Below are 24,903 nucleotides of genomic sequence, written 5' to 3'. Positions count from 1 at the left end.
TAGCCCGTGCCCCATGGCGGCCCTGGACTGGATTTTTGCAGCCGTGCTGCTGGCCTCGATGCTGATCGGCGCCTGGCGCGGCTTGGTGTTTGAGCTGCTGTCACTGGCGGGGTGGGTGGTGGCATTTTTCCTGGCCCAGTGGTGGGCTGCGCCCATGGCAGCGTGGCTGCCTATGGGCGAGGCGCAGGATGCAGTGCGCCACGCCGCCGGGTTTGCCGTGGTGTTCGTGCTGGCGGTGTTCGCGTGCGGCTTCGTGGCCTGGTTGGCCAAAAAGCTAATAGAGGCCGTGGGCCTGCGGCCGGCCGACCGGGCGCTGGGTGCTTTGTTCGGTGTGCTGCGTGGCGGCCTGGTGCTGCTGGCGGTGGCGGCGGTGGCGGCTTGGACGCCGCTGCACGAAGCCGACTGGTGGCAGCAGTCGCAGGTGGCACCGTGGATGGTGCAGATGCTTCAGGGCCTGCGCCCGGCGCTGCCGGAGGAGTTCGGGAGGCATCTGCCTTCCTGAGGGCGCGCGAGCGTTCTCGCTTGGAAAGCCAGCACGCCGCATACCGTGGCGGCTGGCGTGATACCTGCGGGCTTGTCCCGCAAACGAATGGAACCGGACCTATGTGTGGAATCGTTGGCGTTGTCAGTCATGCGCCCGTGAACCAGTTGATCTATGACGCGCTGCTGCTGCTGCAGCACCGGGGGCAGGATGCTGCGGGCATCGTCACCCAGCAGGAGCGCAAGTTCTTCATGCACAAAGCCAAGGGCATGGTGCGCGACGTCTTCCGCACGCGCAACATGCGGGCGCTGCCGGGCAATATCGGCCTGGGCCAGGTGCGCTACCCCACGGCGGGCAATGCCTCGAGCGAGGAAGAGGCCCAGCCTTTCTATGTGAATGCCCCCTTCGGCATCGTCATGGTGCACAACGGCAACCTGACCAACGCGCACACGCTGCGCCGCGAGCTGTCGGAGACCGACCACCGCCACACCAACACCGAGAGCGATTCCGAGGTGCTGCTCAACGTGCTGGCGCACGAGTTGGCGCGGGCCAGCAGCGGCGCGCCGCTGCGCAGCGAGGACATCTTCCAGGCCGTGCGCGCGGTGCACAAGCGCATCAAGGGCTCGTATGCCGTGATCGCGCTGATCGCGGGCTACGGCCTGCTGGCGTTCCGCGACCCGTTTGGCATTCGCCCGCTGTGCATGGGCCGTGGCAGCGACGGCACGGTGATGCTGGCCAGCGAATCCGTGGCGCTGGAAGGCACCAGCCACCTGCTGGAGCGCGACATTGCCCCGGGCGAGGCGGTGTTTTTGCATACCGACGGCCGCATCGAGACGCAGCAGTGCGCCGAGAACCCGCAGCTGAACCCCTGCGTGTTCGAGTACGTGTACCTGGCGCGGCCCGATTCGGTGATGGACGGCATCTCCGTCTACCAGGCGCGCCTGAACATGGGCGAGACACTGGCCAAGCGCGTCATCTCCACGGTGCCGCCGGGCGAGATCGACGCCATCATTCCCATTCCTGAATCCAGCCGCCCCAGCGCCATGCAGCTTGCGCAGTTGCTGGGCATCCCGTACCGCGAGGGTTTCGTCAAAAACCGCTACGTGGGCCGCACCTTCATCATGCCGGGCCAGGGCACGCGCAAAAAGTCGGTGCGCCAGAAGCTCAACGCCATCGGCAGCGAGTTCAAGGGCCGCAAAGTGCTGCTGGTGGATGACTCCATCGTGCGTGGTACCACCTCCAAGGAGATTGTGCAGATGGCGCGCGACGCCGGGGCGGTGAAGGTGTACCTGGCCTCGGCGGCGCCGCCGGTGCGCTACCCCAACGTTTACGGCATCGACATGCCGACCAAGGCCGAACTGGTGGCGCATGGCCGCACGGTGGAGGAAATCCGCCAGGTGATTGGCGCCGATGCGCTGATCTACCAGGACGTGCAGGCCATGAAGCAGGCCGTGGGCAAGATCAACCCGGCGGTGCAGGGCTTCGAGGCGTCGTGCTTCGACGGCTGCTACATCACTGGCGACATCTCCGACGCTGAGGTGACGGCGCTCAACGAAGGCCGTAACCGGGGCGAAGAAGAGGACGGCGGCGACAGCTCGCGCTTGTCCTTGCCCAACGCGCAGGGCTGAGCGCACCAGGGGCTGCTGCAAAAAAATGAGCGCCTAGCGCTTGTTCTTAGCCATTTTGCACATTGAAAGATTCTCAAATCCTTGTGTATAAAGCGCTAGCAGCTCCTATTTTTGAAGCAAGGAATCCGACCGTGACCGAATCAACCCTGCCCCCGGGCCTGCATGCGGACACCCTCGCCGTGCGCGAGGCCGTCGAGCGCAGTCCGTGGGGCGAGCACAGCGAGGCGCTGTATCTCACCAGCAGCTTCGTGCAGCCCGACTGCGCCACCGCCGCGCGCCGCTTTGCCAACGAAGAGCCGGGCTACACCTACAGCCGCACCGCCAACCCGACGGTCACCAGTTTTGAGCGCCGCCTGGCCGCGATGGAGGGCACCGAGTGCGCCGTGGCCACCAGCACCGGCATGTCGGCCATCCTGCTGATGGCGCTGACCATGCTCAAGGCGGGCGACCACGTGGTGGCCTCGCAGTCCATGTTTGGCTCGACCATCCGGCTGCTGGGCGGCGAGATGGCACGCTTTGGTATCGAGACCACCTTTGTCGCCCAAACCGATGGCGCGGCGTGGCAGGCGGCCATCCGTCCGAACACGCGCCTGCTGTTCGCCGAGACGCCCACCAACCCGCTCACCGACCTGTGCGACATCGCCGCGCTGGCTGCGCTGGCGCACGCCCACGGCGCGTTGCTGGCGGTGGACAACAGCTTTGCTTCGCCCGTGCTCCAGCGCCCGGCGCAACTGGGCGCCGACTTGGTGGTGTATTCCGGCACCAAGCTGCTCGACGGACAGGGCCGCGTGATGGCGGGCGCTGTCTGCGGTAGCACGGCGCTGGTGGACAAGGTGATGGGGGCCTTCATGCGCAGCGCCGGGCTCAACCTGGCGCCGTTCAACGCCTGGGTGGTGCTCAAGGGCCTGGAGACGCTGTCTCTGCGCGTCAAGGCGCAAAGCGCCGCAGCGCTGGAGCTGGCGCGCTGGCTGGAGGCGCACCCGAAGGTGGCGCGCGTTTACTACCCCGGCCTGCCCAGCCACGCCCAGCACGAACTGGCCATGCGCCAGCAGGGCGGCCTGGGCGGCTCGGTCATCGCCTTCGATGTGGTAGGCGAGGGCGCCGAGCAGCTGCGTGCCAACGCCTTCCACGTGGCCGACAGCACCCGCGTGTGTTCTATCACCGCGAACCTGGGCGACGTAAAAACCACCATCACCCACCCGGCCAGCACCTCGCACGGCCGCTTGACCGAGGCGCAGCGCCAGGCGGCGGGCATCGGCCAAGGGCTGATCCGCATCTCCGTGGGGCTGGAACATCTCGACGATTTGAAAACAGACCTCAGCCGAGGACTGGACACACTGGCATGACCGCACACAAAGTACGCACCCGTTTCGCCCCGTCTCCCACGGGCTTCATCCACCTGGGCAACATCCGTTCGGCGCTGTACCCCTGGGCTTTCGCTCGAGCCAATGGCGGCGATTTCATCCTGCGCATTGAAGACACCGACGTTGAGCGCTCCACCCAGGCGTCGGTGGACGTCATCCTGGAGGGCATGGCCTGGCTGCAGCTCACCCCGGACGAGGGGCCGTTCTACCAGATGCAGCGCATGGATCGCTACAAGGAAGTCCTGGCGCAGCTGCAAGCCGCAGGCCATGTCTACCCTTGCTACATGAGCGTGGAGGAGCTTGACGCCCTGCGCGAACGCCAGATGGCGAACAAGGAAAAGCCGCGCTACGACGGTACCTGGCGCCCCGCGCCGGGCAAGGTGTTGCCGCCCGTGCCCGAAGGTGTCAAACCCGTGCTGCGCTTCAAGACGCCCCAGGACGGTGTGGTTGCCTGGGACGACAAATGCAAGGGCCGCATCGAATTCCAGAACAGCGAGCTGGACGATCTGGTGATCGCCCGTCCGGATGGGACGCCCACCTACAACTTCTGCGTCTGCGTGGATGACATCGACATGGGCATCACCCACGTCATCCGCGGTGATGACCACGTCAACAACACGCCGCGCCAGATCCACATCTTCGAGGCGCTGGGCGCGCAGGTGCCGGTGTTTGCCCACCTGCCCACGGTGCTCAACGAGCAGGGTGAGAAGATGAGCAAGCGCAACGGCGCCAAGGCCGTGACGCAGTACCGTGACGAGGGCTACTTGCCCGACGCCATGGTGAACTACCTGGCGCGCCTGGGCTGGAGCCACGGGGATGACGAGATCTTCAGCCGCGCGCAGTTTCTGGAGTGGTTCAATCTCGACCACCTGGGACGCAGCGCTGGCCAGTTCGACGAGGCCAAGTTGCGCTGGGTCAACGCCCAGCACCTCAAAGCCCTGGACGACACGCAGCTGGCCACGCTGGTGACGCCGTTCGTTGAACGGGCTGGCGTGCCGGCGGCCCAGCTCGATGCGCGCTTGCCGCGTATTTGCGGTTTGTTCAAGGACCGCTGCGAAACGCTGGTCGATCTGGCGAACTGGGTGCGCCTGTTCTATGTGGAGTCCATCGAGCGCAACGCCGAGGACTTCGCCAAACACGTTACACCCGCAGTGGAACCCGTACTGGCGGCCTTTGCTGCAGCCATTGAGCAGGTGGAATGGAGCAAAGAGGCGATTGCTGCAGCCATCAAGGACGTACTCAAGGCCCAGGGCGTGAAGATGCCCCAGCTCGCCATGCCCGTGCGTGTGCTGACCCTCGGCACGGCGCACACTCCATCAGTCGATGCAGTGCTGGAGCTGCTTGGGCGCGAAAAAATTTGCGCAAGATTGAAAACCCGCTAAAAATCTGTCTATAATTCAAAGCTCAGCAGATGACGACATGATTGTAGTGATTGTGTTAAATCTGATTGGGGGTATAGCTCAGCTGGGAGAGCGCTTGCATGGCATGCAAGAGGTCATCGGTTCGATCCCGTTTACCTCCACCACTGAAAATTGAACGGAAGTTCTTAGGTTTTGACCCTATCGTCTAGAGGCCTAGGACATCACCCTTTCACGGTGAGTACCGGGGTTCGAATCCCCGTAGGGTCGCCAAGTTTGAGGCACTTGAAGCTTGAAAAAGCTGGAAACGCTTTCTGCCAGGAGTGGTAGTTCAGTTGGTTAGAATACCGGCCTGTCACGCCGGGGGTCGCGGGTTCGAGTCCCGTCCACTCCGCCATCATTGGTTTGCAAAAGCCTTTTGCTGAGATTTTTGGCAACAGTTCTTGAAGCAACATAAAAAGCCGCAGCGATAAATCGTTGCGGCTTTTTTGTTTTTGGTTGGCGGCGTGGGTGTTCGAAAGAAGCTTGCCTGCCGCCCTCGTGTGGGGCGGCGTGGCTTTCTTTGGGGGTCAGGGCAGGCCGACGCGGTCCAGCATCTGCTGTACCTTGGTCATGTTTGCGCCCACGGCGCTGATTGGAATGGTTTCGCTCTTGAATGGCTTGCCTCCTGTCATTGCCTTCAGGGCTGGATTGGCCAGTTCGACGCCCTTTGCAGCCGGCCATTCATTGTTCCCGTTGGCGAAATACTCTTGTGCTTGTGGGCTGGCAAGGTATTCAAGAAGCTTCACAGCGTTGGCTTGATGCTTGGCGTGTTTGGCGACGGCGCCGCCTGCGATGTTCATGTGTGTTCCCCAGGATTGCTGGTTGGGGAAAGCGACTTCTACCTTGCTGACCACTGCTGCATCTTCGGGTTTGGTCGAGCGCATCAGGCGCGCGAAGTAGTAGCTGTTGGTCACGGCGATATCGCACTCGCCTGCTGCCACTGCCTTGATTTGGTCGGTGTCGCCCCCCTTGGGTGCGCGGGCCAGGTTGGCATTCAATCCCTTGAGCCAGGCCTCGGCCTTTTGCTCGCCCATGTGTTCGGTGATTGCTCCGAACAGGCTCAGGTTGTAGGGGTGTGATCCGGTACGGATGCACACCTTGCCTTTGTTTGAGGGGTCGGCCAGCTTTTCGTAGCTGTCCACGTCTGCAGGGTTGACCTTGGCCTTGTTGTAGACGATCACGCGTGCGCGGGTTGACAGGCCGAACCACGCAATGCCGCCATCAGCGGTGGGTTGTGCGCGCAGGTTTGGTGGGATTGCATTTTCCAGTGCTTGCGAGCGGATGGGCTGGAACAGGCCATCTGTTTCGCCGCGGTAGAGGCGTGCGGCATCTACCAAAAGAACCACGTCGGCGGGAGATGCGCTGCCTTCTGCCTTGAGGCGTGCCAGGATGCCGGCGTCGTCGGCGTCTACGCGGTTGATCTTGATGCCCGTGGCCTTGGTGAAGTTGCTGTACAGCGCCTCATCGGTGGCGTAGTGGCGTGCCGAATACAGGTTCACGACTTGCTCTTGGGCGTGCGCGTTTCCCAGGATGACCAGAGCGCAGGCTGAAAGCAGGGCCTTGTTGAAGCGAGGCATGGGCAGGGTCTTTCTTTGATGAAAACCCGCCAATGATAGTGACAATGCGAATCGATCGCAATGCAATTTCTTGTGATGCCAAGAAAAAACCCACCTTGCAAAAACAAGGTGGGTTTTGAGTGGCTCCTCGACCTGGGCTCGAACCAGGGACCTACGGATTAACAGTCCGGCGCTCTACCGACTGAGCTATCGAGGAAAATATCGGTATCCGTCAATGCACCTGTGCAATTGCAGGTGCTGTAAATTTTTTGGCTCCTCGACCTGGGCTCGAACCAGGGACCTACGGATTAACAGTCCGGCGCTCTACCGACTGAGCTATCGAGGAACAAGAATTAGATTATATACACAAAAATATTGCTGTCTCGAAAAAATGCGTGACTTCATGCAGGCTCTGGACGAAACCATAGCCAAGACAGCACGCAGGCCATGCAAAGCAGGGCTGCCGCCTGGGCCCATGCGGGGGCTGAAGTAAGCTGCAAAACCATGGCGCACAAGGCCATCATGCCGGTGGCACTCCATTTGGCGCGCCGGCTGACACGGCCGCCTAGACTCCAATCGCGCAGCATGCTGCCGAACAAAGGGTGGGTCCACAGCCAGGCATGGATGCGCGGCGATCCACGTGCGGCCGCCCAGCCGGCCATCAGAACAAATACAGTGGTAGGCAGTCCGGGCAGGAATATGCCGATGACGCCCAATGCCAAGCACAGCAGCGCAAATAACAAGTACAGCCAGCGCACGGTGGCCGAAGCTGACAAGCGGGTGACAGGGGGCTCTGGCTGCGAGGGCACGAGAGGGGTGTCCATGGTCGGGATTGTGCATGCAGGCATGGGGGGGCTGGTCTAAACCGGTATCCTGAGTACTGTCTTTCCTTAACACTATGACTGTTCACACGATTTTGAAAATGGGCGATGCGCGCCTGCTGCGCGTGGCCCAGCCCGTCACCGCTTTTGATACCCCCAGCTTGCACGGTTTGGTGCGTGACATGCTTGACACCATGCGTGCGGCGAATGGGGCTGGATTGGCTGCACCACAGATCGGGGTGGACTTGCAATTGGTCGTTTTCGGCACGCAGCAGCCCAATCCACGCTATCCCAACCGGCCCCTGGTGCCGCCCACGGTGCTGGCCAATCCAGTGATTACGCCGCTGGGTACCGAGGAGGCGTCCGATTGGGAAGGGTGCCTGTCTGTCCCCGGTTTGCGCGGTTGGGTGCCGCGCTGGACGCGCATTCGCTACCAGGGCTTCGATCCCTATGGCGATCCCATTGACCGGGTCGTGGATGGATTTCATGCGCGTGTGGTGCAGCATGAGTGCGATCATTTGCAAGGGGTTCTTTACCCCATGCGTGTGCGGGATTTCGCGCGCTTTGGCTTCACTGAAGTACTTTTCCCTGACGGCAGCCTGGCCGAAGACGATTGACGGCTGCGCTGGTGGGCGGCAAAACCTTTACTTTTGCGCGTTTCTGGCGGACGATTCCCGCATGACATTCGTAGGAGCAAGTCATGGCTACCGAATCCATCAGCTTCACTGCCAACAGTGCGTTGTCTGTACCCAAGCCTACGGCAGAGCGTGAGAGTCCGCGTCGCACTGAATCCTCTCCTCAACAGGCGGCTGAGCCCACGTCGTCTTCCACTGTGCGCTTCAGCGAGCGTGCGCAGCAGCTCGCGGCCCGCGATGCCGAGCGGGTCGATTCCGACCGCATGCAAGAGCAGGAAGCCGTACAACAGATGGCGTTGCTCAATGGGCAGGTGCGCCGCGCTTACGGCGCGACCTGACACGAGGAGGTGCCATCATGGCCCTTGTTATTGCCCCTCTGGCTGCCGCGCGCCCCTCTTACCAGCTTCAGTCGGCCCAACGCGAAGCACGGCAGGCTGAACAGACGGCGCAAAACTTGCGACGCCAAGCCGACGAGGCGCAGCGCAGCGCAGATCAGGAACAAGACCGTGCCGATGGTTTGCAGGCACGTGCCAGTGACGCCTCTGCACGCTGGGACAGTGCGCGCAGTGCCCTGAACACTGCCCAGGCACGTGCCAATGAAGTGGTGGGTTTGCGCACGGCACCTGCCCAGGTGCCCTTCATGAACACGTCCGGTCAGGCCACGGGAGTGCTGCTGAGCGTTCTGGCCTGATGCGTCAAGGCTGCACGGCCAGCGCCTGCAGCAACTCGGTTTCGATCTGGATTTGACGCGTGCTGCTTTGCAGCTCCGGGCCTTGGAGCAGGAAGATATCTTCCACCCGTTCCCCCAGTGTGCTGACCTTGGCCAGCTGCACGTTCAGATGGTGCCGCGCCAGTACGCGTGCGACAAGATAGAGCAGGCCTGTGCGGTCGGTGGCGGAAATGGTCAGCACCCAGCGCTGCGCTTTTTCGTCCGGCCGCAGTGAAACGCGGGGCGCCATCGGAAAACTCTGCACGCGCCGCGACATGCGCTTGCGCCGCGGCTCCGGAAGCGGGACGTCCGAAGCCAGGGCCTGCGCCAGGTCGTTCTCGACCATATGCGTCAGTTCCCGGTAGTGGTTCGGCATCGACGGCGTGATGACCTGGAAGGTGTCCAGCGCATAGCCGTTGGTGGTGGTGTGGATGCGGGCATCAAGGATGGAGAAACCTGCGCGGTCGAAGTAGCCGCATATGCGCGCGAACAGATCGGCCTGGTCCGGTGCGTAGACCAGTACTTCCAGCCCCTCGCCTGCCAGCGACAGGCGTGCTCGTACGATGGGCGCTGGTGCACCGACATGACGGGACAGGTGCCGTGTGTGCCACGCGATGTCGGGCGCTTCGTGGCGCATGAAGTAGCTCAGGTCGAGGGTCTCCCACAGTCGCTTGTGCGCTTCGTGCGGCAAGGCGCTCAGGGCCAGCAGGATCAGGGCTTCGCGCTTGCGCGCCTCAATCTCGGCCGCTGCGTCAGGCGCCCGGCCGCCCAGCACACGCAGCGTGGCGCGGTACAGGTCTTCCAGTAGCTTGCCCTTCCAGGCGTTCCAGACCTTGGGCGAGGTGCCGCGGATGTCGGCCACGGTAAGCAGGTACAGCGCCGTCAGGTTGCGCTCGTTGCCCACGCGGCGCGCGAAGGTGGCGATCACGTCGGGATCGGAGAGATCCTGCTTTTGCGCCACCTGGCTCATGGTCAGGTGTTCGCGCACCAAGAATTCAGCGAGCCGGGCATCCTCGCCAACCACGCCGTGCTGGCGGCAGAAGCGCCGCACCTCCACGGCGCCGATTTCCGAGTGGTCGCCGCCCCGGCCCTTGCCGATATCGTGGAACAGCGCCGCCAGGTAGAGCAGCCAGGGCTTGTCCCAGCCACCCGCGAGCTGTGAGCAGAACGGGTATTCGTGGGCATGCTCGGCCATGAAGAAGCGCCGCATGTTGCGCAGCACCATCAAGATATGCTGATCCACGGTATAGACGTGGAACAGGTCGTGCTGCATCTGCCCGACGATGCGCCGGAACGGCCAAAGGTAGCGCCCCAGCACCGAGGTCTGGTTCATCAGCCGCATGGCGTGGGTGATGCCCTCCGGCTGTTGCAGGATTTGCAAAAAGCATGCGCGGTTGGCCGGGTCGCGGCGGAAGGCCCCGTCCATCACGCCGCGCGTGTTGTAGAGCGCGCGCAGTGTGCGTGCTGACAGATCCTTCAAGCCCGGTGTGCGCTCGTAGAGCAGAAAGGTTTCCAGAATGGCTTGGGGCGCGCGCTCGTACAAGTCGTCACTGGCCACCTCGATCAGCCCCCCCTTGTCGAAGAAGTGTGCATTGATCGGGCGCAGTTCCTGCGTAGAAGGCGCCAGGCGTGCCGCGATGCCCTGCAGCAGGATCTGGCTCAGCTGCGTCACCGCCTTGGCGGCCCAGTAGTAGCGGCGCATCAGCGTCTCGCTGGCACGCATTTGCAGGCGCTTGCCATCGGGCGAGAAGCTCGACTGGTAGCCGAATGATTCGGCGACGGCCGTCTGCAGGTCGAACACCAGGCGGTCTTCGTGCCGGCCGGCCAAGGCGTGCAGGCGTGCCCGAATGAGGAACAGCAAGGCCTCGTTGCGTTCGATCTGGCGCAGCTCGAACGGCGTGGCCAGGCCATTGGCGGCCAGTTCGCGCCAGCTTTTACCCAGGCCAGCCGCCTGGGCGACCCAGAGCACGATGTGCAGGTCGCGCAGGCCACCGGGGGACTCCTTGCAGTTCGGCTCCAGCGCGTACGGGGTGTTCTCGTACTTGGTGTGGCGCTGGTTCATCTCCAGCGTCTTGGCCACGAGAAAGGCCTGTGGGTCGAGCTGGGCGTTGAAGTCGGTGCGCAAGCGCTCGAACAACGCGCTGTCTCCCGCCACCAGCCGGGCTTCGAGCAGCGCGGTCTGCACGGTGACGTCTTTGGCCGACTCTGCCAGGCACTCCGGCAGGGTGCGCACGCTGGAGCCAATCTCCAGGCCGGCATCCCAGCAGTGGCCAATGAAGGCCGCGATGCGCTCGCGCAGCGGCTCCTCGGCCTCCTCGGGCAGCAACACCAAGACATCGACGTCGGAATAAGGGAAAAGCTGCGCCCTGCCATAGCCGCCCACGGCCACCAGGGCCAGCGTGCCGGGTAACTCTGCACGTTGCCACAGCGATTGCAGCAGACGATCCGCCAGCAGGGAGAGCTGGCGCAGCAGGCGCCGAGCGCTGCGGGTAGAGCGCCCCTGGGTCAGGGAGCCCAAGAGCGCCGCCTTGTCGCTGCGGTAGCGGCTGCGCAGGGGCTCCAGCGTGTTCATGGGGCGCTCAGGTGCGGGTGGCTTGCACGAAGGGCGGCAGCGGCGGCGAACCGGCCGAGAGCGTGAGCACTTCATAGCCGGTTTCGGTCACCAGCACGGTGTGCTCCCACTGGGCGGAAAGGCTGCGGTCCTTGGTGATGATGGTCCAACCGTCCTTGCCCAGCTCCTTGATGTCGCGCTTGCCCAGGTTGAGCATGGGCTCGATGGTGAAGGTCATGCCCGGCACCAGCACCTCGCCTGTGCCGGGGCGGCCGTAGTGCAGCACCTGCGGCTCTTCGTGGAACTTCTTGCCGATGCCGTGGCCGCAGAACTCGCGCACCACCGACAGGCCGTTGCCCTCGGCGTACTTCTGGATGGCGTGGCCAATGTCTCCCAGGCGCGCGCCGGGCTTGACCTGCTGGATGCCCAGCCACATGGCGTCGAAAGTGAGTGCGCTCAGGCGCTTGGCGGCGATCGAGCATTCGCCGATCAGGAACATGCGGCTGTTGTCGCCGTACCAGCCGTCCTCGGTGATGACAGTCACGTCAACGTTGACGATGTCCCCCTTCTTCAGGGGCTTGTCAGAGGGAATGCCGTGGCACACCACGTGGTTGACCGAGGTGCACAAGTGTCCGGGGTAGGGCGGGTAGCCTGGTGGCTGGTAGCCGATGGTGGCCGAGCGCGTACCCTGCTGGGCCATGCATTCGGCGCCGAGGCGGTCGATTTCGAGGGTGGTGATACCGGGCTGGATGTGGGGGGTGATGTAGTCCAGCACTTCCGAAGCCAGGCGGCAGGCCTCGCGCATGCCTTCTATGTCTTCGGCGGATTTGGTAGTGATGCTCATGGCGAGAATTATCCCACCCGCTTGCAGGACGTGCAGGGCATGGGGCAAGCACCGGGGACGGGCCGGTAAAATGGCGGGCCTCGCCTCTCCTACTCCTAGCCACAGGCCGCTACCGTGACCTTGCACCAGATTTCGTTTGCGGGGGGCAATGCCCTCAGCCCGTTCCGCGCCCAGCAACTCCAGAGCGCCCTCGCGGCCATCCATCCCAAGATCACCGGCATTGCCGCGCGCTTCGTGCACCTCGTGGCGCTGGATGCCGCGCCGACCGCGGCCCAGCAGGAGCGCCTGGGCGCGCTGCTGACCTACGGCGATCCTTATGAAGGGCCCGAGGAGGGGCCGCTGCTGGTGGTTACGCCGCGCCTGGGCACGGTGTCGCCCTGGGCCTCCAAGGCTACCGACATCGCGCGCAACTGTGGTTTGGCGGTGCACCGCGTGGAGCGCATCACCGAATACCGCCTGGTGCTCAAAACCGGCCTGCTCGGCGGCCAGCCAGAGCTGGATGCGGCGCAGATGCAGCAAATCGCCGCCTTGCTGCACGACCGCATGACCGAGTCGGTGCTGGCCACGCGCGCCGAGGCCGGGCAGTTGTTCACCGCCCTCGATGCCCAGCCCATGGCCTTCGTGGACGTGCTTGGCGGCAGCCGCGCAGCGCTGGAGGCCGCCAACACCGCCTGGGGATTGGCCTTGGCCGACGATGAGATCGACTACCTGGTCAGCGCCTTCCAGGGCCTGGCGCGCAACCCCACGGATGTGGAGTTGATGATGTTCGCCCAGGCCAACAGCGAGCATTGCCGCCACAAAATCTTCAACGCCCAGTTCACCATCGACGGCGTGGCGCAGGAGAAAAGCCTGTTCGGCATGATCCGCCACACGGAGCAGGTCTCGCCCCACCACACCATCGTCGCCTATTCCGACAACGCCTCCATCATGGAAGGTTCGCAGGTCGAACGATTTGTGGCAAAAATGGGCTCCAGCGCAGACGGGGTAAGCGCTGCAAGCTATCAAAAGACGAGCGCCACGCACCATGTGCTGATGAAGGTGGAAACGCACAACCACCCCACGGCCATCTCGCCGTTCCCCGGTGCGTCCACCGGCGCGGGCGGTGAGATCCGCGACGAGGGCGCCACCGGCCGTGGCTCCAAGCCCAAAGCGGGCCTGACCGGCTTCACCGTGTCCAAACTCTGGGGCGGCCTGAGCGATGCGCCCGGCGGTAAGCCCGCGCACATTGCCAGCCCGCTGCAGATCATGACCGAAGGGCCCCTGGGCGGTGCCGCGTTCAACAACGAGTTCGGCCGGCCCAACCTGGCAGGCTACTTCCGCGAGTACGAGCAGGACGTGGGTGGCGTGCAGCGCGGCTACTACAAGCCCATCATGATCGCGGGCGGGCTGGGCGTGATCGACGCCGAGCAGACGAAGAAGATCGAGTTTCCCGCCGGCACGTTGCTGATCCAGCTTGGTGGCCCTGGCATGCGTATCGGCATGGGCGGCGGCGCGGCCAGCTCCATGGCCACGGGGGCCAACGCGGCCGAATTGGACTTTGATTCGGTGCAGCGCGGCAACCCGGAGATCGAGCGGCGTGCGCAAGAGGTCATCAACCATTGCTGGGCACAAGGGCAGGACAACCCCATCCTCGCCATCCATGACGTGGGCGCGGGCGGCCTCTCGAACGCATTCCCCGAACTGACGAACGACGCGGGCCGTGGCGCCCGCTTCGACCTGCGCGCCGTGCAGCTGGAAGAGTCGGGCCTGGCTCCGAAGGAAATCTGGTCCAACGAAAGCCAGGAGCGCTATGTTCTGGCCATCGCACCGGGGTCGCTGGAGACCTTCCGCTCCTTCTGCGAGCGCGAGCGTTGCCCGTTCGCCGTCATTGGCACGGCGACAGAGCAGCGCCAGCTGGTGCTGGAGGACACGGCCGTGGCCGAGGGCGACCAGAAGTTCCCCGTGGATATGCCCATGGACGTGCTGCTGGGCAAGCCGCCGAAGATGCACCGCGACGTGAAGACCGTGCAGCGCCAGTTCGTGCCGCTCGACCTCACGGGCGTGCCGCTGCAAAAGGCCGTCATCGACGTGCTGGCGCACCCCACGGTGGCCAGCAAGCGCTTCCTCGTGACCATCGGCGACCGTGCCGTGGGCGGCCTCACGCACCGCGACCAGATGGTCGGCCCCTGGCAGGTGCCGGTGGCTGACGTGGCCGTGACGCTGGCCGATTTCAAGGGCTTCGCGGGCGAGGCCATGGCCATGGGCGAGCGCACGCCGCTGGCCGCCATCAACGCGGCGGCCTCGGGCCGCATGGCGGTGGCGGAAAGCATCACCAACTTGCTGGCGGCGCCCATCGAGCTGCCCCGCGTCAAGCTCAGCGCCAACTGGATGGCCGCCTGCGGCGAGCCCGGCGAGGACGCTGACCTGTACGCCACCGTCAAGGCCGTGGGCATGGAGCTGTGCCCGCAGCTGGGTATCTCCATCCCCGTGGGCAAGGATTCGCTGTCCATGCGCACGCAGTGGCAGGACGGCGGCGCGCAGCGCAAGGTGGTTTCGCCCGTGAGCCTGATCGTCAGCGCCTTTGCCACGCTGGCCGATGTGCGCGGCACGCTGACGCCGCAGCTCGATGCCACCGAGGAAGACACCACGCTGGTGCTGATCGACCTGGGCAAGGGCCGCATGCGCATGGGCGGCTCCATCCTCGGCCAGGTGCTGAACCAGGCCGGTGACGAGGTGCCCGACCTCGACGACGCACAAGACCTGGTGCGCCTGGTCAACGCCGTGAATGCGCTGCGTGCGCAGGGCCGTATCCTGGCCTACCACGACCGCAGCGACGGTGGCTTGTTCGCTGCCGCCGCCGAAATGGCGTTCGCCGGCCATGTGGGCGTGGCACTCAACGTGGACATGCTCGTCACCGAGGGCGACGGCATCAGCGACAGCCGCATGGACGCGGGCGACGCCAAGAACTGGGCCGGCCAGATCGGTGCGCGGCGCGAGGAGCTGACGCTCAAGGCGCTGTTCAACGAGGAGCTGGGCGTGCTGCTGCAGGTGCGTACCGCCGAGCGCAACGAGGTCATGCAGGTGCTGCGCGCACACGGCCTGTCCAAGTGGAGCCATTTCGTCGGCAAGACGCGCCCCGACAGCTCCAGCATGGACATGGGCAAGGGCGAGCTGCAAGTCTGGCGCGACGCCAGGCAGGTATTCGGCGCCGCGCTGGAAGACCTGCACCAGGTCTGGGACGCCGTGAGCTGGAAGATCTGCCAGCAGCGCGACAACCCCGCCTGCGCCGACGCAGAGCACGCCGCCGCAGGGCTGGCGGCGGATCCTGGCATGCACGTGCACCTGACCTTCGACCCGCAGGACAACGTGGCCGCGCCCTTCCTGAACCTGGCGCGCCCCCGGGTGGCCGTGCTGCGCGAGCAGGGTGTGAACTCGCACGTGGAAATGGCCTACGCTTTCACCGAGGCCGGTTTTGAAGCGCACGACGTGCACATGACCGACCTGCAAACCGGCCGCGCCGACCTGGCGGCCTTCCAGGGCGTGGTGGCCTGCGGTGGCTTCAGCTACGGCGACACACTGGGCGCGGGCATTGGCTGGGCGCGTTCCATTACCTTCAACGAGCGCCTGGCGGCGCAGTTCCAGAGCTTCTTCGGGCGTACCGACACCTTCGGCCTGGGCGTGTGCAACGGCTGCCAGATGTTTGCCGAGCTGGCCGACATCATCCCCGGTGCACAGGATTGGCCGCGTTTCACGCAGAACCAGAGCAACCGCTTCGAGGCGCGCCTGTCGCAGGTCGAGGTGCTTGATTCGCCCAGCCTGTTCTTTGCGGGCATGGCGGGCAGCCGCCTGCCCATCGCCGTGGCGCACGGCGAGGGCTATGCCAATTTCCGCTTCCGCGGCAATGCGGCCCGGGCCATTGGCGCCATGCGCTACGTGGACCACCATGGCCAGCCGACGGAGCAGTACCCGTTCAACCCCAACGGCAGCGCAGGCGGCCTGACGGCGGTGACCACCCAGGATGGCCGCTTCACGGCCATGATGCCGCACCCCGAGCGCGTGTTCCGCAACATCCAGATGAGCTGGACCGACCTGGCCGCCAGCGGTGGCCAAGACGCGCTCAGCCCCTGGATGCGCATCTGGCGCAACGCGCGCAAGTGGGTGGGGTAAGTTCGGGGCGCCGCCCCAAAGGCGGGGCGGTGTTCGCAGCGTTGCAAAAACAATAGCTGCCAGCGCTTTCCCCGCACGCCTTGGGGCAGGATTTCATTCAAAATCGCGGCTTCTTTGAAAGGAATCCCCCATGGCCGGAGCCAGTCTGCTGACCCTGCTTGACGACATTGCCACCATCCTGGACGACGTGGCCGTGATGACCAAGGTGGCGGCCAAGAAAAGCGCCGCCGTGGCCGATGACGTGGCCACCATGACCAAGGTGGCTACGCAAAAGACCGCCGGGGTGCTGGGTGATGACCTGGCATTGAACGCGCAGCAGGTCACCGGCGTGCGGGCCGAGCGCGAAATCCCCGTGGTCTGGGCCGTGGCCAAGGGGTCGCTGGTCAACAAAGCCATTCTCGTGCCGGCGGCGCTGGCCATCAGCGCCTGGGCGCCGTGGCTGGTCACGCCGCTGCTTATGCTGGGCGGCGCGTTCCTGTGCTTCGAGGGCGTGGAAAAGCTCGCCCACAAGCTGCTGCATGGCGCAGACGAAGAGGAGGCCAACCACGCCGACCACGCGCAAGCCAACGCGGATGGCACGGTCGATCTGGTGGCGTTCGAGCGCGAGAAGATCCAGGGCGCCGTGCGCACCGACTTCATTCTCTCGGCGGAGATCATCGTCATCGCCCTGGGCACGGTGGCGTCCGCGCCGTTCCTGCAGCAGGTGGCGGTGCTGGTGGGCATCGCCGTCTTGATGACCGTGGGCGTGTACGGCCTGGTGGGCGGCATCGTCAAGCTGGATGACCTGGGCCTGTGGCTCAGCGGCAAGGCCAGCAGCGCCGCGCAGGCGTTAGGCCGGGGCTTGCTGGCCGCAGCGCCGTGGCTGATGAAGGCGTTGTCCGTGGCGGGTACGGCCGCCATGTTCCTGGTCGGCGGGGGCATCCTGGTGCATGGCATCGGGCCGCTGCACCACGCGATCGAAGGCGCGGGCGCTGCGGTAGCGCAGGGCGCGCTGGGGGGCTTGTGGCAGGCGCTGGCCACGAATGCGCTCAACGCCGTGGCGGGCATTGCGGCCGGGGCCGTGGTGCTGGCGGGTGTGCATCTGGTGCAACGCCTGCGCGGCAAGTGATGCGTGGTTGACACAGGTTTGACAGGCAACCGCCTGGGATTTGACCTAAGGCAAGATTGACCTTTTTACTCATGGGCCCAATGCATGTACGGGGGCCGTCCCCGTTCAACCGCATCGAGTTTTCCTATGAAAAAAAGTCTGCTGGCTGTAGCCGCTGTGTGTGCAATGACTTCGGGCGCTGCTTTTGCCCAGCAAGCCGAAGGCCCCTGGCTGGTGCGTGTGCGTGCTGTGAACCTGGACAGCGCCAACAAGGACAGCACGGGCCTGGACCTGTCGGTCAACAACAAGGTCATTCCCGAGCTTGACATCTCCTACTTCTTCACACCCAACATCGCTGCCGAGCTGATCCTGACCTATCCGCAAAAGCACGACCTGCGTGCTGGCGGCGTTGACATCGGCTCCCTGAAGCACCTGCCGCCCACGCTGCTGGCGCAATACCACTTCACCAACTTCGGTGGCTTCAAGCCCTACGTTGGCGTTGGTATCAACTACACCAACTTCTCCAGCGTCAACTTCGACCCCGCTGTGCAGGCTGCTCTGAACCCCTCGATCAAGCGCAACAGCTGGGGTGCCGCTCTGCAAGTCGGCTTCGACATTCCGCTGACCAAGCAACTGTCGCTGAACTTCGACGTGAAGAAGGTCTACATCAAGACCGACGTGTACTCTGGCGACGTCAAGGCTGGCACCTTCAAGGTGGATCCGGTGCTGGTGGGCGTGGGCCTGGGCTACCGCTTCTAAGACTGCAAGGTTCTTTGATGGGGAAAACGGCGCTGCGGCGCCGGTTTTTTTTCGTCCCTGGTGGCTGCGCAACAAAAAGGGCAGCTATCTAAAAGATAGCTGCCCACGCTTGCTGCTAAAGGGCTAGAGCCCTAAAACGCTTAGACTGCCGCCAGGGCCTGGTTCAGGTCTTCCAGCAGGTCGTCGATGTGCTCGATGCCGATGGACAGGCGCACCATGCCTTCGCTCACGCCAGCCTTGGCGAGCTCCTGCGCGTCGAGCTGGCGGTGCGTGGTCGAGGCCGGGTGCGTGGCCAGCGACTTGGCGTCGCCGATGTTCACCAGCCGCGTGAACAGTTGCAGCGCATCGAGGAAGCGTGCGCCTGCGGCACGCGCATCGCCGTTGCCCGATTTGAGGCTGAACGACAGGATGCCCGAGGCGCGGCCGCCCAGCTGGCGCTGCACCAGCGCGTGGTCGGGGTGGTTCTTCAGGCCGGCGTAGCGCACCCATTCCACCTTGGGGTGGTTCTGCAGCGTCTCGGCGATGCGCTGCGTGTTCTCGCAGATGCGGTCCATGCGCAGCGCCAGCGTTTCGATCCCCTGCAGGATCAGGAAGGCGTTGTGCGGCGACAGGGCGGCGCCCGTGTTGCGCAGCGGCACCACGCGCACGCGGCCGATGTAGGCCGCAGGGCCCAGGGCCTCGGTGTAGACCACGCCGTGGTAGCTCACGTCGGGCTCGTTCAGGCGCTTGAAGCGCGCCTTGTGCTCGGCCCAGGGGAACTTGCCGCTGTCCACCACCGCGCCGCCAATGCTGTTGCCGTGGCCGCCCAAGTACTTGGTCAGCGAGTGCACCACGATGTCGGCACCGTGCTCGATGGGACGCAGCAGGTAGGGGCTGGGCACGGTGTTGTCCACGATCAGCGGTACGCCATGGGCGTGGGCCACATCGGCCAGGGCGCGGATGTCGGTCACGTTGCCCAGCGGGTTGCCGATGGACTCGATGAAGATGGCCTTGGTCTTGGCGTCGATCAGCGGAGCAAAGCTGGCCGGGTCGCGCGGGTCGGCAAAGCGCACTTCAATGCCCTGCTGCGGGAAGGTGTGGGCGAACAGGTTGTATGTGCCGCCATAGAGCGTGCTGGCGCTGACGATGTTGTCGCCCGCCTCGGCGATCGCCTGGATGGCGTAGGTGATGGCCGCCATGCCCGACGCCACGGCCACGGCGGCGATGCCGCCCTCCAGCGCCGCGACGCGCTTTTCCAGCACGTCGGTGGTCGGGTTCATGATGCGCGTGTAGATGTTGCCCGGCACCTTCAGGTCGAACAGGTCGGCGCCGTGCTGCGCGCTATCGAAGGCGTAGGCCACGGTCTGGTAGATGGGCACCGCCACGGACTTGGTGGTCGGGTCGGGTGCGTAGCCGGCGTGAACGGCCAGGGTTTCGATGCGCATGGGGGAGTCTCTCCAGTTGTTGTCAGGCGGCGCTATTGTCTGCCAGGCGCGGCCTGCTGGATCGACGCGTTGGCTATGTGCTTATGCGAGAAATGTGCGGTCGCGTAGCGCGTGGCGGGCGCGCTGCGGCGGTTGCGGCCTGGGTCGCTTCCCAGGCGGGCAGGGCCAGGTGCAGCACGGCGGGGGCGTGCGCGTCGTTGGCGGCGTAGCGGATTTGGCCGGGCGAGAGCTGGTGCACGGCCCAGTTGGAGGTGCTGGTCTTCTTGGACTTGCGGAAGTTCTGCCCCAGCACCAGCGCCACGGCGGCGCGCACGCCGGTGTTGTGGCCGAAGCCGTGGCGGCCGAACACGCGGTCCAGGTCAACGAGCTGGGCCAGCTCCACCCCCAGGCGGCGCGGCAGGCTGTGGCGGTCGTTGTCGAGCCCGAAGCCCACTTTGCCGATGTGCGGGGCGGCCAGCACGGCGCGGGCGATTTCCAGCGCCTCGGGGTGGTGCAGCTGCAGCAGCCAGGCCGCGGCGGGCGTGGCGAACTGCACCAGGTGCGGGCCGGTGTCGTTCTGCCCAGCGTGAAACAGCGGCCGGCTCTCGGTATCGAAGCCCAGCACCGGCGCGGCCAGCAACGCAGCGCGCGCGGCGGCAAAGGCCTGCGGCGTGGCGGGCACGTGAATGGCCGCATCGGGCAGCTGCGCGTAGGGCGGCAGCAGGGCGGAGTCTTCCTTGGTGGGGGCTTTGCGGCGCGGCATGTGCTATTGAATCAGGAGCTCTTAGCGCTTGCTAGATAAGCGCTAGAGTCCATTTTTATACTTAATCGCGCTGCGCCTGAGGGCGTGCCCGGTAGAACTGCATGGGGTGTTCCTGCATGTCCCTGTGGTGCTGGTTCAGTACCGATTTCTTCATGCGGCCCACCACGTGCATCTCGCAGGGCTTGCAGTCGAAGCGCAGCGTAAGCTTCTCCTTGCCGTTGATGAGCTGCAGCGGCTCGGCCTTGATGGTGCCCTTGACGCCGATCACGCCCTTGGCCTGCTTGGGGCACAGGCTCATGGAAAAGCGCACGCAGTGCTTGGTGATCATCAGGCTGACTTCGCCTTCTTCCTCTTTCGATTCGTAGGCGGCGTCGATCACCTTTACGCCATGCTTCACGTAGAAGTCGTGCGCCTTGTGGTTGAACACGTTGGCCAGGTAGGTCAGCGTGTCTTCGGGGAAGGGCGCGGGCGGCTCCACGGGGGTGGCGCGCGGCAGGCGCACGAAGCCCTTGGCGCGCGCCGCCTCCAGCGCGGCCAGCGCCTCGCGGCGCAACTGGTTCAGCGCGGAAGCCGGTACGAACCAGGGCTGGCTGAGCTGCAGGGCGATGTCGTGCACGGCAAAGATGGTTGCGCCGAAGCGGCCCAGCTGCTCGCGCAGCGTGGCCTCAGCCTTCACCGCGTCGGTGGCGCTTTGGTGTTCCTGCACGATGGCGGCATGGCCGACGAAGCCGTCCTCGTCGGTCAGCGTGAGTGCAAAGCCATCGGGCGTTTGCGCGAACTGCGCCCACAGGCCGATGCGCCGGTCGCTGGACTTTTTGTCCAGCGTGCGCACCCAGTCCATGTCGCGGTTGCGGTTGATTTCCAGGCCCTTGCGCAGGTCCTTGAAGCAGTCGATCGGGTCCTTGGGGAAGACGCGCCAGATGCCTTTCTTGGCATGCACGGACTCGGCACGGTTGATGTGCACGCCCACCAGTTCCTTCTGCAGGTCGTAATAGCACAGGCCGTCGCCGTTGTGCAGCACGGTGGCTTTGTCCGAAGTCTCCAGCTCGAACCACTTGTCACCGATTTGCGTGACCCAGCCGATCGCGCGGCCCGGCGTCTTGGGCGTGTCAAAGGCGCCGATGTCATCCTTGCGGCCGTTGACGAAGTAGTCGGTGAACTCGCGGTTGAAGTTCTGGTCCGGGTCGGGCGCGAAGGTGAATGTGGTGCGGCCCGAGGAGGAGCGCGTGAGTTCGCCTTCCTCGATGATTTCGTCGAGCAGCTTGCGGTAGTGCGCCGTGATGTTCTTCACGTAGCCCATGTCCTTGTAGCGGCCCTCGATCTTGAAGCTGCGCACCCCTGCCGTGATGAGGGCGCGCAGGTTGTCCGATTGGTTGTTGTCCTTCATCGACAGCACGTGCTTTTCGTGCGCGATGATGCGGCCCTGGCCGTCCAGCACCTCGTAGGGCAGGCGGCAGGCCTGGTTGCAGTCGCCCCGGTTGGCACTGCGGCCGGTGTGCGCGTGGCTGATGAAGCACTGGCCCGAATAGGCCACGCACAGGGCGCCGTGCACGAAGAATTCGATGGTGGTGCGTGCCGGGTCGGTGGCGGCACGGATGGCGGCGATCTGCGCCAAATCCAGCTCGCGCGCGATGACGATCTGCGACAGGCCCGCGTCTTGCAGGAAGCGCGCTTTTTCCGGCGTGCGGATGTCGGTCTGCGTGCTCGCGTGCAGCTGGATCGGTGGCAGGTCCAGCTCCAGCAGGCCCATGTCCTGGATGATGAGCGCGTCGGCCCCGGCCTCGTACACCTGCCAGGCCATGCGGCGGGCGTCCTCCAGCTCGTCGTCGCGCAGGATGGTGTTGAGCGTGACGAAGATGCGGCTGTTGAAGCGGTGGGCGTGAGTGATGAGCCGCTCCAGGTCGCGCAGCGCATTGCCTGCCGTGGCCCGCGCGCCAAAGGCCGGGCCGCCGATGTAGACGGCATCGGCGCCGTGGTTCACGGCCTCGATGCCGATGTCGGCGTCGCGCGCAGGGGAGAGCAGTTCAAGCTGGTGGGGCAGGAGGGACATAGGGTGCGGATTATCCCCGTCATGGCTTTTCACGCGGGCGCGTACGGCATTGCCGCGCCGGGCCAGCCCACGGCCGGCCGCGCCCGCGCAGCGGTGGCTTCCAGCTTCCACCCGCCGGGTGGGCAATTGCCGCTAAAGTCGTGTCCACCATGCCATCACTTATTGCCTTGAAGTCCGGAGGGTGCCCATGCGTGCGCTGATCAGTCTCGCCAGCCTGCTCGTGGTGCTGGCCATCATTGGCGTGCTGGTGAAGAAGCAGCTCGCCACCACCCAGGCGCCCGTACCGGCGCTGCAGGCCCCCGGCGCGGCTGCCCCCACGGGCAGCGTGCGCGCGCAGAGCCAGCAGATCCAGCAGCAGGTGCAGCAGCAGATGGAAGGGCTGATGCAGAAGCCCCGCTCGCTGCCCGACGATGAATCCAAGTAAAAACACGCGCTAGCCCTTTGCAGGAAAGCGCAAGCAGCTATCAAATGCAGAGCGATAACGACGCTGCCTGGATGCGCGCCGCATTGGCGCTGGCGCACGAGGCCGCCCAGGCGGGCGAGGTGCCGGTGGGCGCGGTCGTGGTCAAGGACGGCGCCATCATCGGGCGTGGTCGCAACGCCCCGGTGGCCGGCCACGACCCCACGGCCCACGCCGAAGTGGTGGCCCTGCGCGAGGCCGCGCGCCACCTGGGCAACTACCGGCTCGACGGCTGCACGCTTTACGTCACGCTCGAGCCCTGCGCCATGTGCAGCGGCGCCATGCTGCACGCGCGCCTGGCGCGCGTGGTGTTCGGCGCGCAGGACCCCAAGACCGGCGTGGCCGGCTCGGTGCTCGACCTGTTCGCCGAGCCCCGGCTCAACCACCACACGTGCATCGAAGGTGGGGTGCTGGCGGACGAGTGCGCCGCGCTGCTGCAGCATTTTTTCAGCCAGCGCCGCCGCGCCCAGCGCGCGCAGGCCCAGCCGCTGCGCGATGACGCGCTGCGCACCCCCGCGGAGCGCTTTGCCGGCCTGCAAGGCCTGGACGCCACGCCGCGGATGGTGAATGACCTGCCGGCGCTGGCCGGCCTGCGCCTGAGCTACCGCGACGAAGGCCCGCCCGACGCGCCGCGCACCTGGCTGCTGGTGCACGGCCCGCAGGGCTGGAGCCACCAGTTTCAAGCGCTGGCGTCGGCACTGCGCGACGCCGGCGACCGGGTGCTGGCGCCCGACCTGATCGGCTTTGGCCGCAGCGACAAGCCCAAGAAGGAAAGCGCCCACAGCCTGGCCTGGCACGGCCAGGTGCTGCTGGAGTTGCTGGAGCGCCTGGCGGCGCGCCAGGTGGTGCTGGTGGCCCAGGGCGCGCCCTGGGCCTGGGCGCTGCCGCTGCAGTCGCCCGCGCGCTTTGCCGGGCTGCTGGTGCTGCCTGCGCCCGTGCTGCGCGGCGCCGCCTGGGAGGCGCCGTTTCCCGATGCCGGCCACCGCGCGGGGCCCCGGGCCCTGGCCCGGCTGCAAGCGCAGGCTGAAGAGGCACCGCCCGACGAAGCGCTGCGCCGCTTCTGGCAGACCGGCTGGAGCGGCCCGCGCCCGCTGGTGCAGGGCCCCGCGGCGGCGGTGCTAGGGCGCGTCGAGCCGCTGGGCGATACGCCCACGCTACAGGTGCTGGCAAGGCGCGCTGTGGAATACTTCCGCCCCTGATTCCCCCGCTTAGTGAAGGCCTGCCCGTTTTGTCCGCCCACCACCACCCCGACCATGCCGACTGCGGCCACGACCACGGCCCCAAGCACATTTACATCTATTCGCCCTCCAGCGCGGTGCGCGACAAGCCTGCCTTTCGGCGCGGCATAGCGCGCCTGCAGGCGCTGGGCCATGAGGTCGAGGTGGATCCCGACGCCCTGGCCATCCACACGCGCTTTGCCGGCGACGATGCTACGCGGCTGGCCGCCATCCACCGCGCGGCGGCCAGCGGCGCCGATGTCGCACTGATCTCGCGCGGCGGCTACGGCCTGACACGCATCCTGCCAGGCATCGACTACGCCAAGGTGGCCCAGGCCATTGGCGCAGGCATGCACTTTGTGGGCCTGAGCGACTTCACCGCCTTCCAGTGCGCCGTGCTGGCGCGCACGGGCGCCACCACCTGGGCCGGGCCCGCGCTCACGGCCGATCTGGGCGTGGCCGGTGAGGTGGACGACATCATGCTGGCGTGCCTGGACGACCTGCTCTCGGGCCATGGCGAGGGCGCCGGCTGGCGCATGCCGAAGGAAAAGCCGCGTGCCGACGGCCAAGCGGCCGTGCCGGACGTTTACATCGAATCGGCCACGCTGTGGGGCGGCAACCTGGCCATGGTGGCGAACCTGGTGGGTACGCCTTACCTGCCGGTGGTGGACGAGGGCATCCTGTTCCTGGAGGACGTGAGCGAGCACCCCTACCGCGTCGAGCGCATGCTCGCCCAGTTGCTGTACGCCGGCGTGCTGGCGCGGCAAAAAGCGGTGGTGCTGGGGCAGTTCAACGGCTACCAGCTGGCCGCGCACGACAAGGGCTTCAAGCTGCAGAGCGTGGTCGATTGGCTGCGCACGCAGATTGCGGCCCCCGTGCTCACCAACCTGCCGTTCGGCCATGTGCCCACCAAGGTGCTGCTGCCCGTGGGCGCGCGGGTGTCGCTGTCGGTCGAGGGGCGCGATGCGCTCCTCTACTGGGGCCACGCGCATTGACGGCTGGGCGCCTCTGCCCACGCCCTCCCAGGAA

The 24,903-nt window shown here is 65.6% G+C and carries 20 protein-coding genes and 5 tRNA genes; 16 read left to right on the top strand and 9 right to left on the bottom strand.

The window, feature by feature from the left end:
* Nucleotides 1–13: 13 nt before the first annotated feature.
* The 7 genes from BN2503_RS05740 to BN2503_RS05710 all read left to right on the top strand — a co-directional run bounded on the left by BN2503_RS05740 (nt 14) and on the right by BN2503_RS05710 (nt 5,228).
* The gene (locus BN2503_RS05740) at nt 14–502 is read left to right on the top strand and encodes a CvpA family protein (RefSeq protein WP_054255689.1); all 489 of its coding nucleotides are present in this window, start codon (nt 14–16) and stop codon (nt 500–502) included.
* Between the two features lie 101 nt (nt 503–603).
* Nucleotides 604–2,109: an amidophosphoribosyltransferase gene (gene purF / locus BN2503_RS05735; protein WP_054255688.1), complete on the top strand. Its 1,506-nt coding sequence runs from the start codon at nt 604–606 to the stop codon at nt 2,107–2,109.
* Between the two features lie 131 nt (nt 2,110–2,240).
* On the top strand, nt 2,241–3,455 hold the full coding sequence (locus BN2503_RS05730) for an O-succinylhomoserine sulfhydrylase (RefSeq protein WP_054255687.1): 1,215 nt from the start codon (nt 2,241–2,243) through the stop codon (nt 3,453–3,455).
* Entirely contained in the window at nt 3,452–4,855 is a 1,404-nt protein-coding gene (gltX, locus tag BN2503_RS05725; protein WP_054255686.1) for a glutamate--tRNA ligase, read from the top strand. The genes BN2503_RS05730 and gltX overlap by 4 nt, the downstream gene beginning before the upstream one ends.
* A 67-nt stretch (nt 4,856–4,922) precedes the next feature.
* Nucleotides 4,923–4,998 (top strand) — tRNA-Ala (locus BN2503_RS05720).
* Nucleotides 4,999–5,028: 30 nt separating this feature from the next.
* A tRNA-Glu gene (locus tag BN2503_RS05715) sits at nt 5,029–5,104 on the top strand.
* A gap of 47 nt (nt 5,105–5,151) precedes the next feature.
* Nucleotides 5,152–5,228 (top strand) — tRNA-Asp (locus BN2503_RS05710).
* Between the two features lie 172 nt (nt 5,229–5,400).
* Here the strand turns inward: BN2503_RS05710 and BN2503_RS05705 are convergent.
* The 4 genes from BN2503_RS05705 to BN2503_RS05690 form a co-directional block, all read right to left on the bottom strand.
* Nucleotides 5,401–6,450, bottom strand: a complete 1,050-nt coding sequence (locus BN2503_RS05705) for a Fe(3+) ABC transporter substrate-binding protein (RefSeq protein WP_054255685.1) — start codon at nt 6,448–6,450, stop codon at nt 5,401–5,403.
* A 120-nt stretch (nt 6,451–6,570) separates the two neighbouring features.
* Nucleotides 6,571–6,646 (bottom strand) — tRNA-Asn (locus BN2503_RS05700).
* A 53-nt stretch (nt 6,647–6,699) separates the two neighbouring features.
* Nucleotides 6,700–6,775 (bottom strand) — tRNA-Asn (locus BN2503_RS05695).
* Between the two features lie 55 nt (nt 6,776–6,830).
* Complete coding sequence (locus BN2503_RS05690) at nt 6,831–7,253, bottom strand: YbaN family protein (protein WP_054255684.1); 423 nt, start codon at nt 7,251–7,253, stop codon at nt 6,831–6,833.
* A 74-nt stretch (nt 7,254–7,327) separates the two neighbouring features.
* On the opposite strand from BN2503_RS05690, the gene def reads away from it, so the two are divergent.
* From def to BN2503_RS05680, 3 genes are all read left to right on the top strand, one after another.
* Nucleotides 7,328–7,867 (top strand): peptide deformylase, encoded by a 540-nt coding sequence (gene def, locus BN2503_RS05685; protein ID WP_054255683.1) that lies wholly within the window; start codon nt 7,328–7,330, stop codon nt 7,865–7,867.
* Between the two features lie 83 nt (nt 7,868–7,950).
* Nucleotides 7,951–8,223, top strand: coding sequence for a hypothetical protein (locus BN2503_RS19935; RefSeq protein WP_139235386.1), 273 nt, complete (start codon nt 7,951–7,953; stop codon nt 8,221–8,223).
* A 17-nt stretch (nt 8,224–8,240) separates the two neighbouring features.
* Nucleotides 8,241–8,576 carry a hypothetical protein gene (locus BN2503_RS05680; protein ID WP_054255682.1) on the top strand — a complete coding sequence of 112 codons (336 nt, stop codon included), beginning with the start codon at nt 8,241–8,243 and terminating at the stop codon, nt 8,574–8,576.
* A gap of 4 nt (nt 8,577–8,580) precedes the next feature.
* Here BN2503_RS05680 and BN2503_RS05675 read toward each other — a convergent pair whose 3' ends face one another.
* Nucleotides 8,581–11,166, bottom strand: coding sequence for a [protein-PII] uridylyltransferase (locus BN2503_RS05675; RefSeq protein WP_054255681.1), 2,586 nt, complete (start codon nt 11,164–11,166; stop codon nt 8,581–8,583).
* 7 nt (nt 11,167–11,173) lie between these two features.
* A complete protein-coding gene (map, locus tag BN2503_RS05670; RefSeq protein WP_054255680.1) occupies nt 11,174–11,989 on the bottom strand; it encodes a type I methionyl aminopeptidase in 816 nt (271 codons plus the stop codon).
* Nucleotides 11,990–12,103: 114 nt separating this feature from the next.
* Between map and purL the strand changes: the two genes are divergently transcribed.
* The 3 genes from purL to BN2503_RS05655 all read left to right on the top strand — a co-directional run bounded on the left by purL (nt 12,104) and on the right by BN2503_RS05655 (nt 17,981).
* A complete protein-coding gene (gene purL / locus BN2503_RS05665) occupies nt 12,104–16,135 on the top strand; it encodes a phosphoribosylformylglycinamidine synthase (RefSeq protein ID WP_054255679.1) in 4,032 nt (1,343 codons plus the stop codon).
* A gap of 130 nt (nt 16,136–16,265) precedes the next feature.
* Nucleotides 16,266–17,243, top strand: a complete 978-nt coding sequence (locus BN2503_RS05660) for a DUF808 domain-containing protein (protein WP_054255678.1) — start codon at nt 16,266–16,268, stop codon at nt 17,241–17,243.
* Between the two features lie 126 nt (nt 17,244–17,369).
* The gene (locus BN2503_RS05655; protein WP_054255677.1) at nt 17,370–17,981 is read left to right on the top strand and encodes an OmpW/AlkL family protein; all 612 of its coding nucleotides are present in this window, start codon (nt 17,370–17,372) and stop codon (nt 17,979–17,981) included.
* A gap of 140 nt (nt 17,982–18,121) precedes the next feature.
* On the opposite strand, the gene BN2503_RS05650 is transcribed toward BN2503_RS05655, so the two are convergent.
* The 3 genes from BN2503_RS05650 to BN2503_RS05640 form a co-directional block, all read right to left on the bottom strand.
* Nucleotides 18,122–19,405 (bottom strand): O-acetylhomoserine aminocarboxypropyltransferase/cysteine synthase family protein, encoded by a 1,284-nt coding sequence (locus BN2503_RS05650; RefSeq protein WP_054255676.1) that lies wholly within the window; start codon nt 19,403–19,405, stop codon nt 18,122–18,124.
* A 73-nt stretch (nt 19,406–19,478) separates the two neighbouring features.
* Nucleotides 19,479–20,147 (bottom strand): 3'-5' exonuclease, encoded by a 669-nt coding sequence (locus BN2503_RS05645; RefSeq protein WP_054255675.1) that lies wholly within the window; start codon nt 20,145–20,147, stop codon nt 19,479–19,481.
* A gap of 61 nt (nt 20,148–20,208) precedes the next feature.
* Nucleotides 20,209–22,197 (bottom strand): peptidase U32 family protein, encoded by a 1,989-nt coding sequence (locus BN2503_RS05640; RefSeq protein ID WP_054255674.1) that lies wholly within the window; start codon nt 22,195–22,197, stop codon nt 20,209–20,211.
* A gap of 187 nt (nt 22,198–22,384) precedes the next feature.
* Here BN2503_RS05640 and BN2503_RS05635 point away from each other — a divergent pair, with 187 nt between their 5' ends.
* Genes BN2503_RS05635 through BN2503_RS05625 form a run of 3 tightly spaced genes read left to right on the top strand, consistent with a single transcriptional unit; the run spans nt 22,385 to nt 24,869 of the window.
* Nucleotides 22,385–22,621 (top strand): hypothetical protein, encoded by a 237-nt coding sequence (locus tag BN2503_RS05635; RefSeq protein ID WP_054255673.1) that lies wholly within the window; start codon nt 22,385–22,387, stop codon nt 22,619–22,621.
* A gap of 44 nt (nt 22,622–22,665) precedes the next feature.
* Nucleotides 22,666–23,856 carry a tRNA adenosine(34) deaminase TadA gene (gene tadA, locus BN2503_RS05630; RefSeq protein WP_082366505.1) on the top strand — a complete coding sequence of 397 codons (1,191 nt, stop codon included), beginning with the start codon at nt 22,666–22,668 and terminating at the stop codon, nt 23,854–23,856.
* A gap of 29 nt (nt 23,857–23,885) precedes the next feature.
* Entirely contained in the window at nt 23,886–24,869 is a 984-nt protein-coding gene (locus tag BN2503_RS05625; protein WP_054255672.1) for an LD-carboxypeptidase, read from the top strand.
* Nucleotides 24,870–24,903: the final 34 nt, after the last annotated feature.

The organism is Paenacidovorax caeni, from assembly GCF_001298675.1.
GTDB lineage: Bacteria > Pseudomonadota > Gammaproteobacteria > Burkholderiales > Burkholderiaceae_C > Paenacidovorax > Paenacidovorax caeni.
This window is presented reverse-complemented; position numbering and strand designations above follow the sequence as displayed.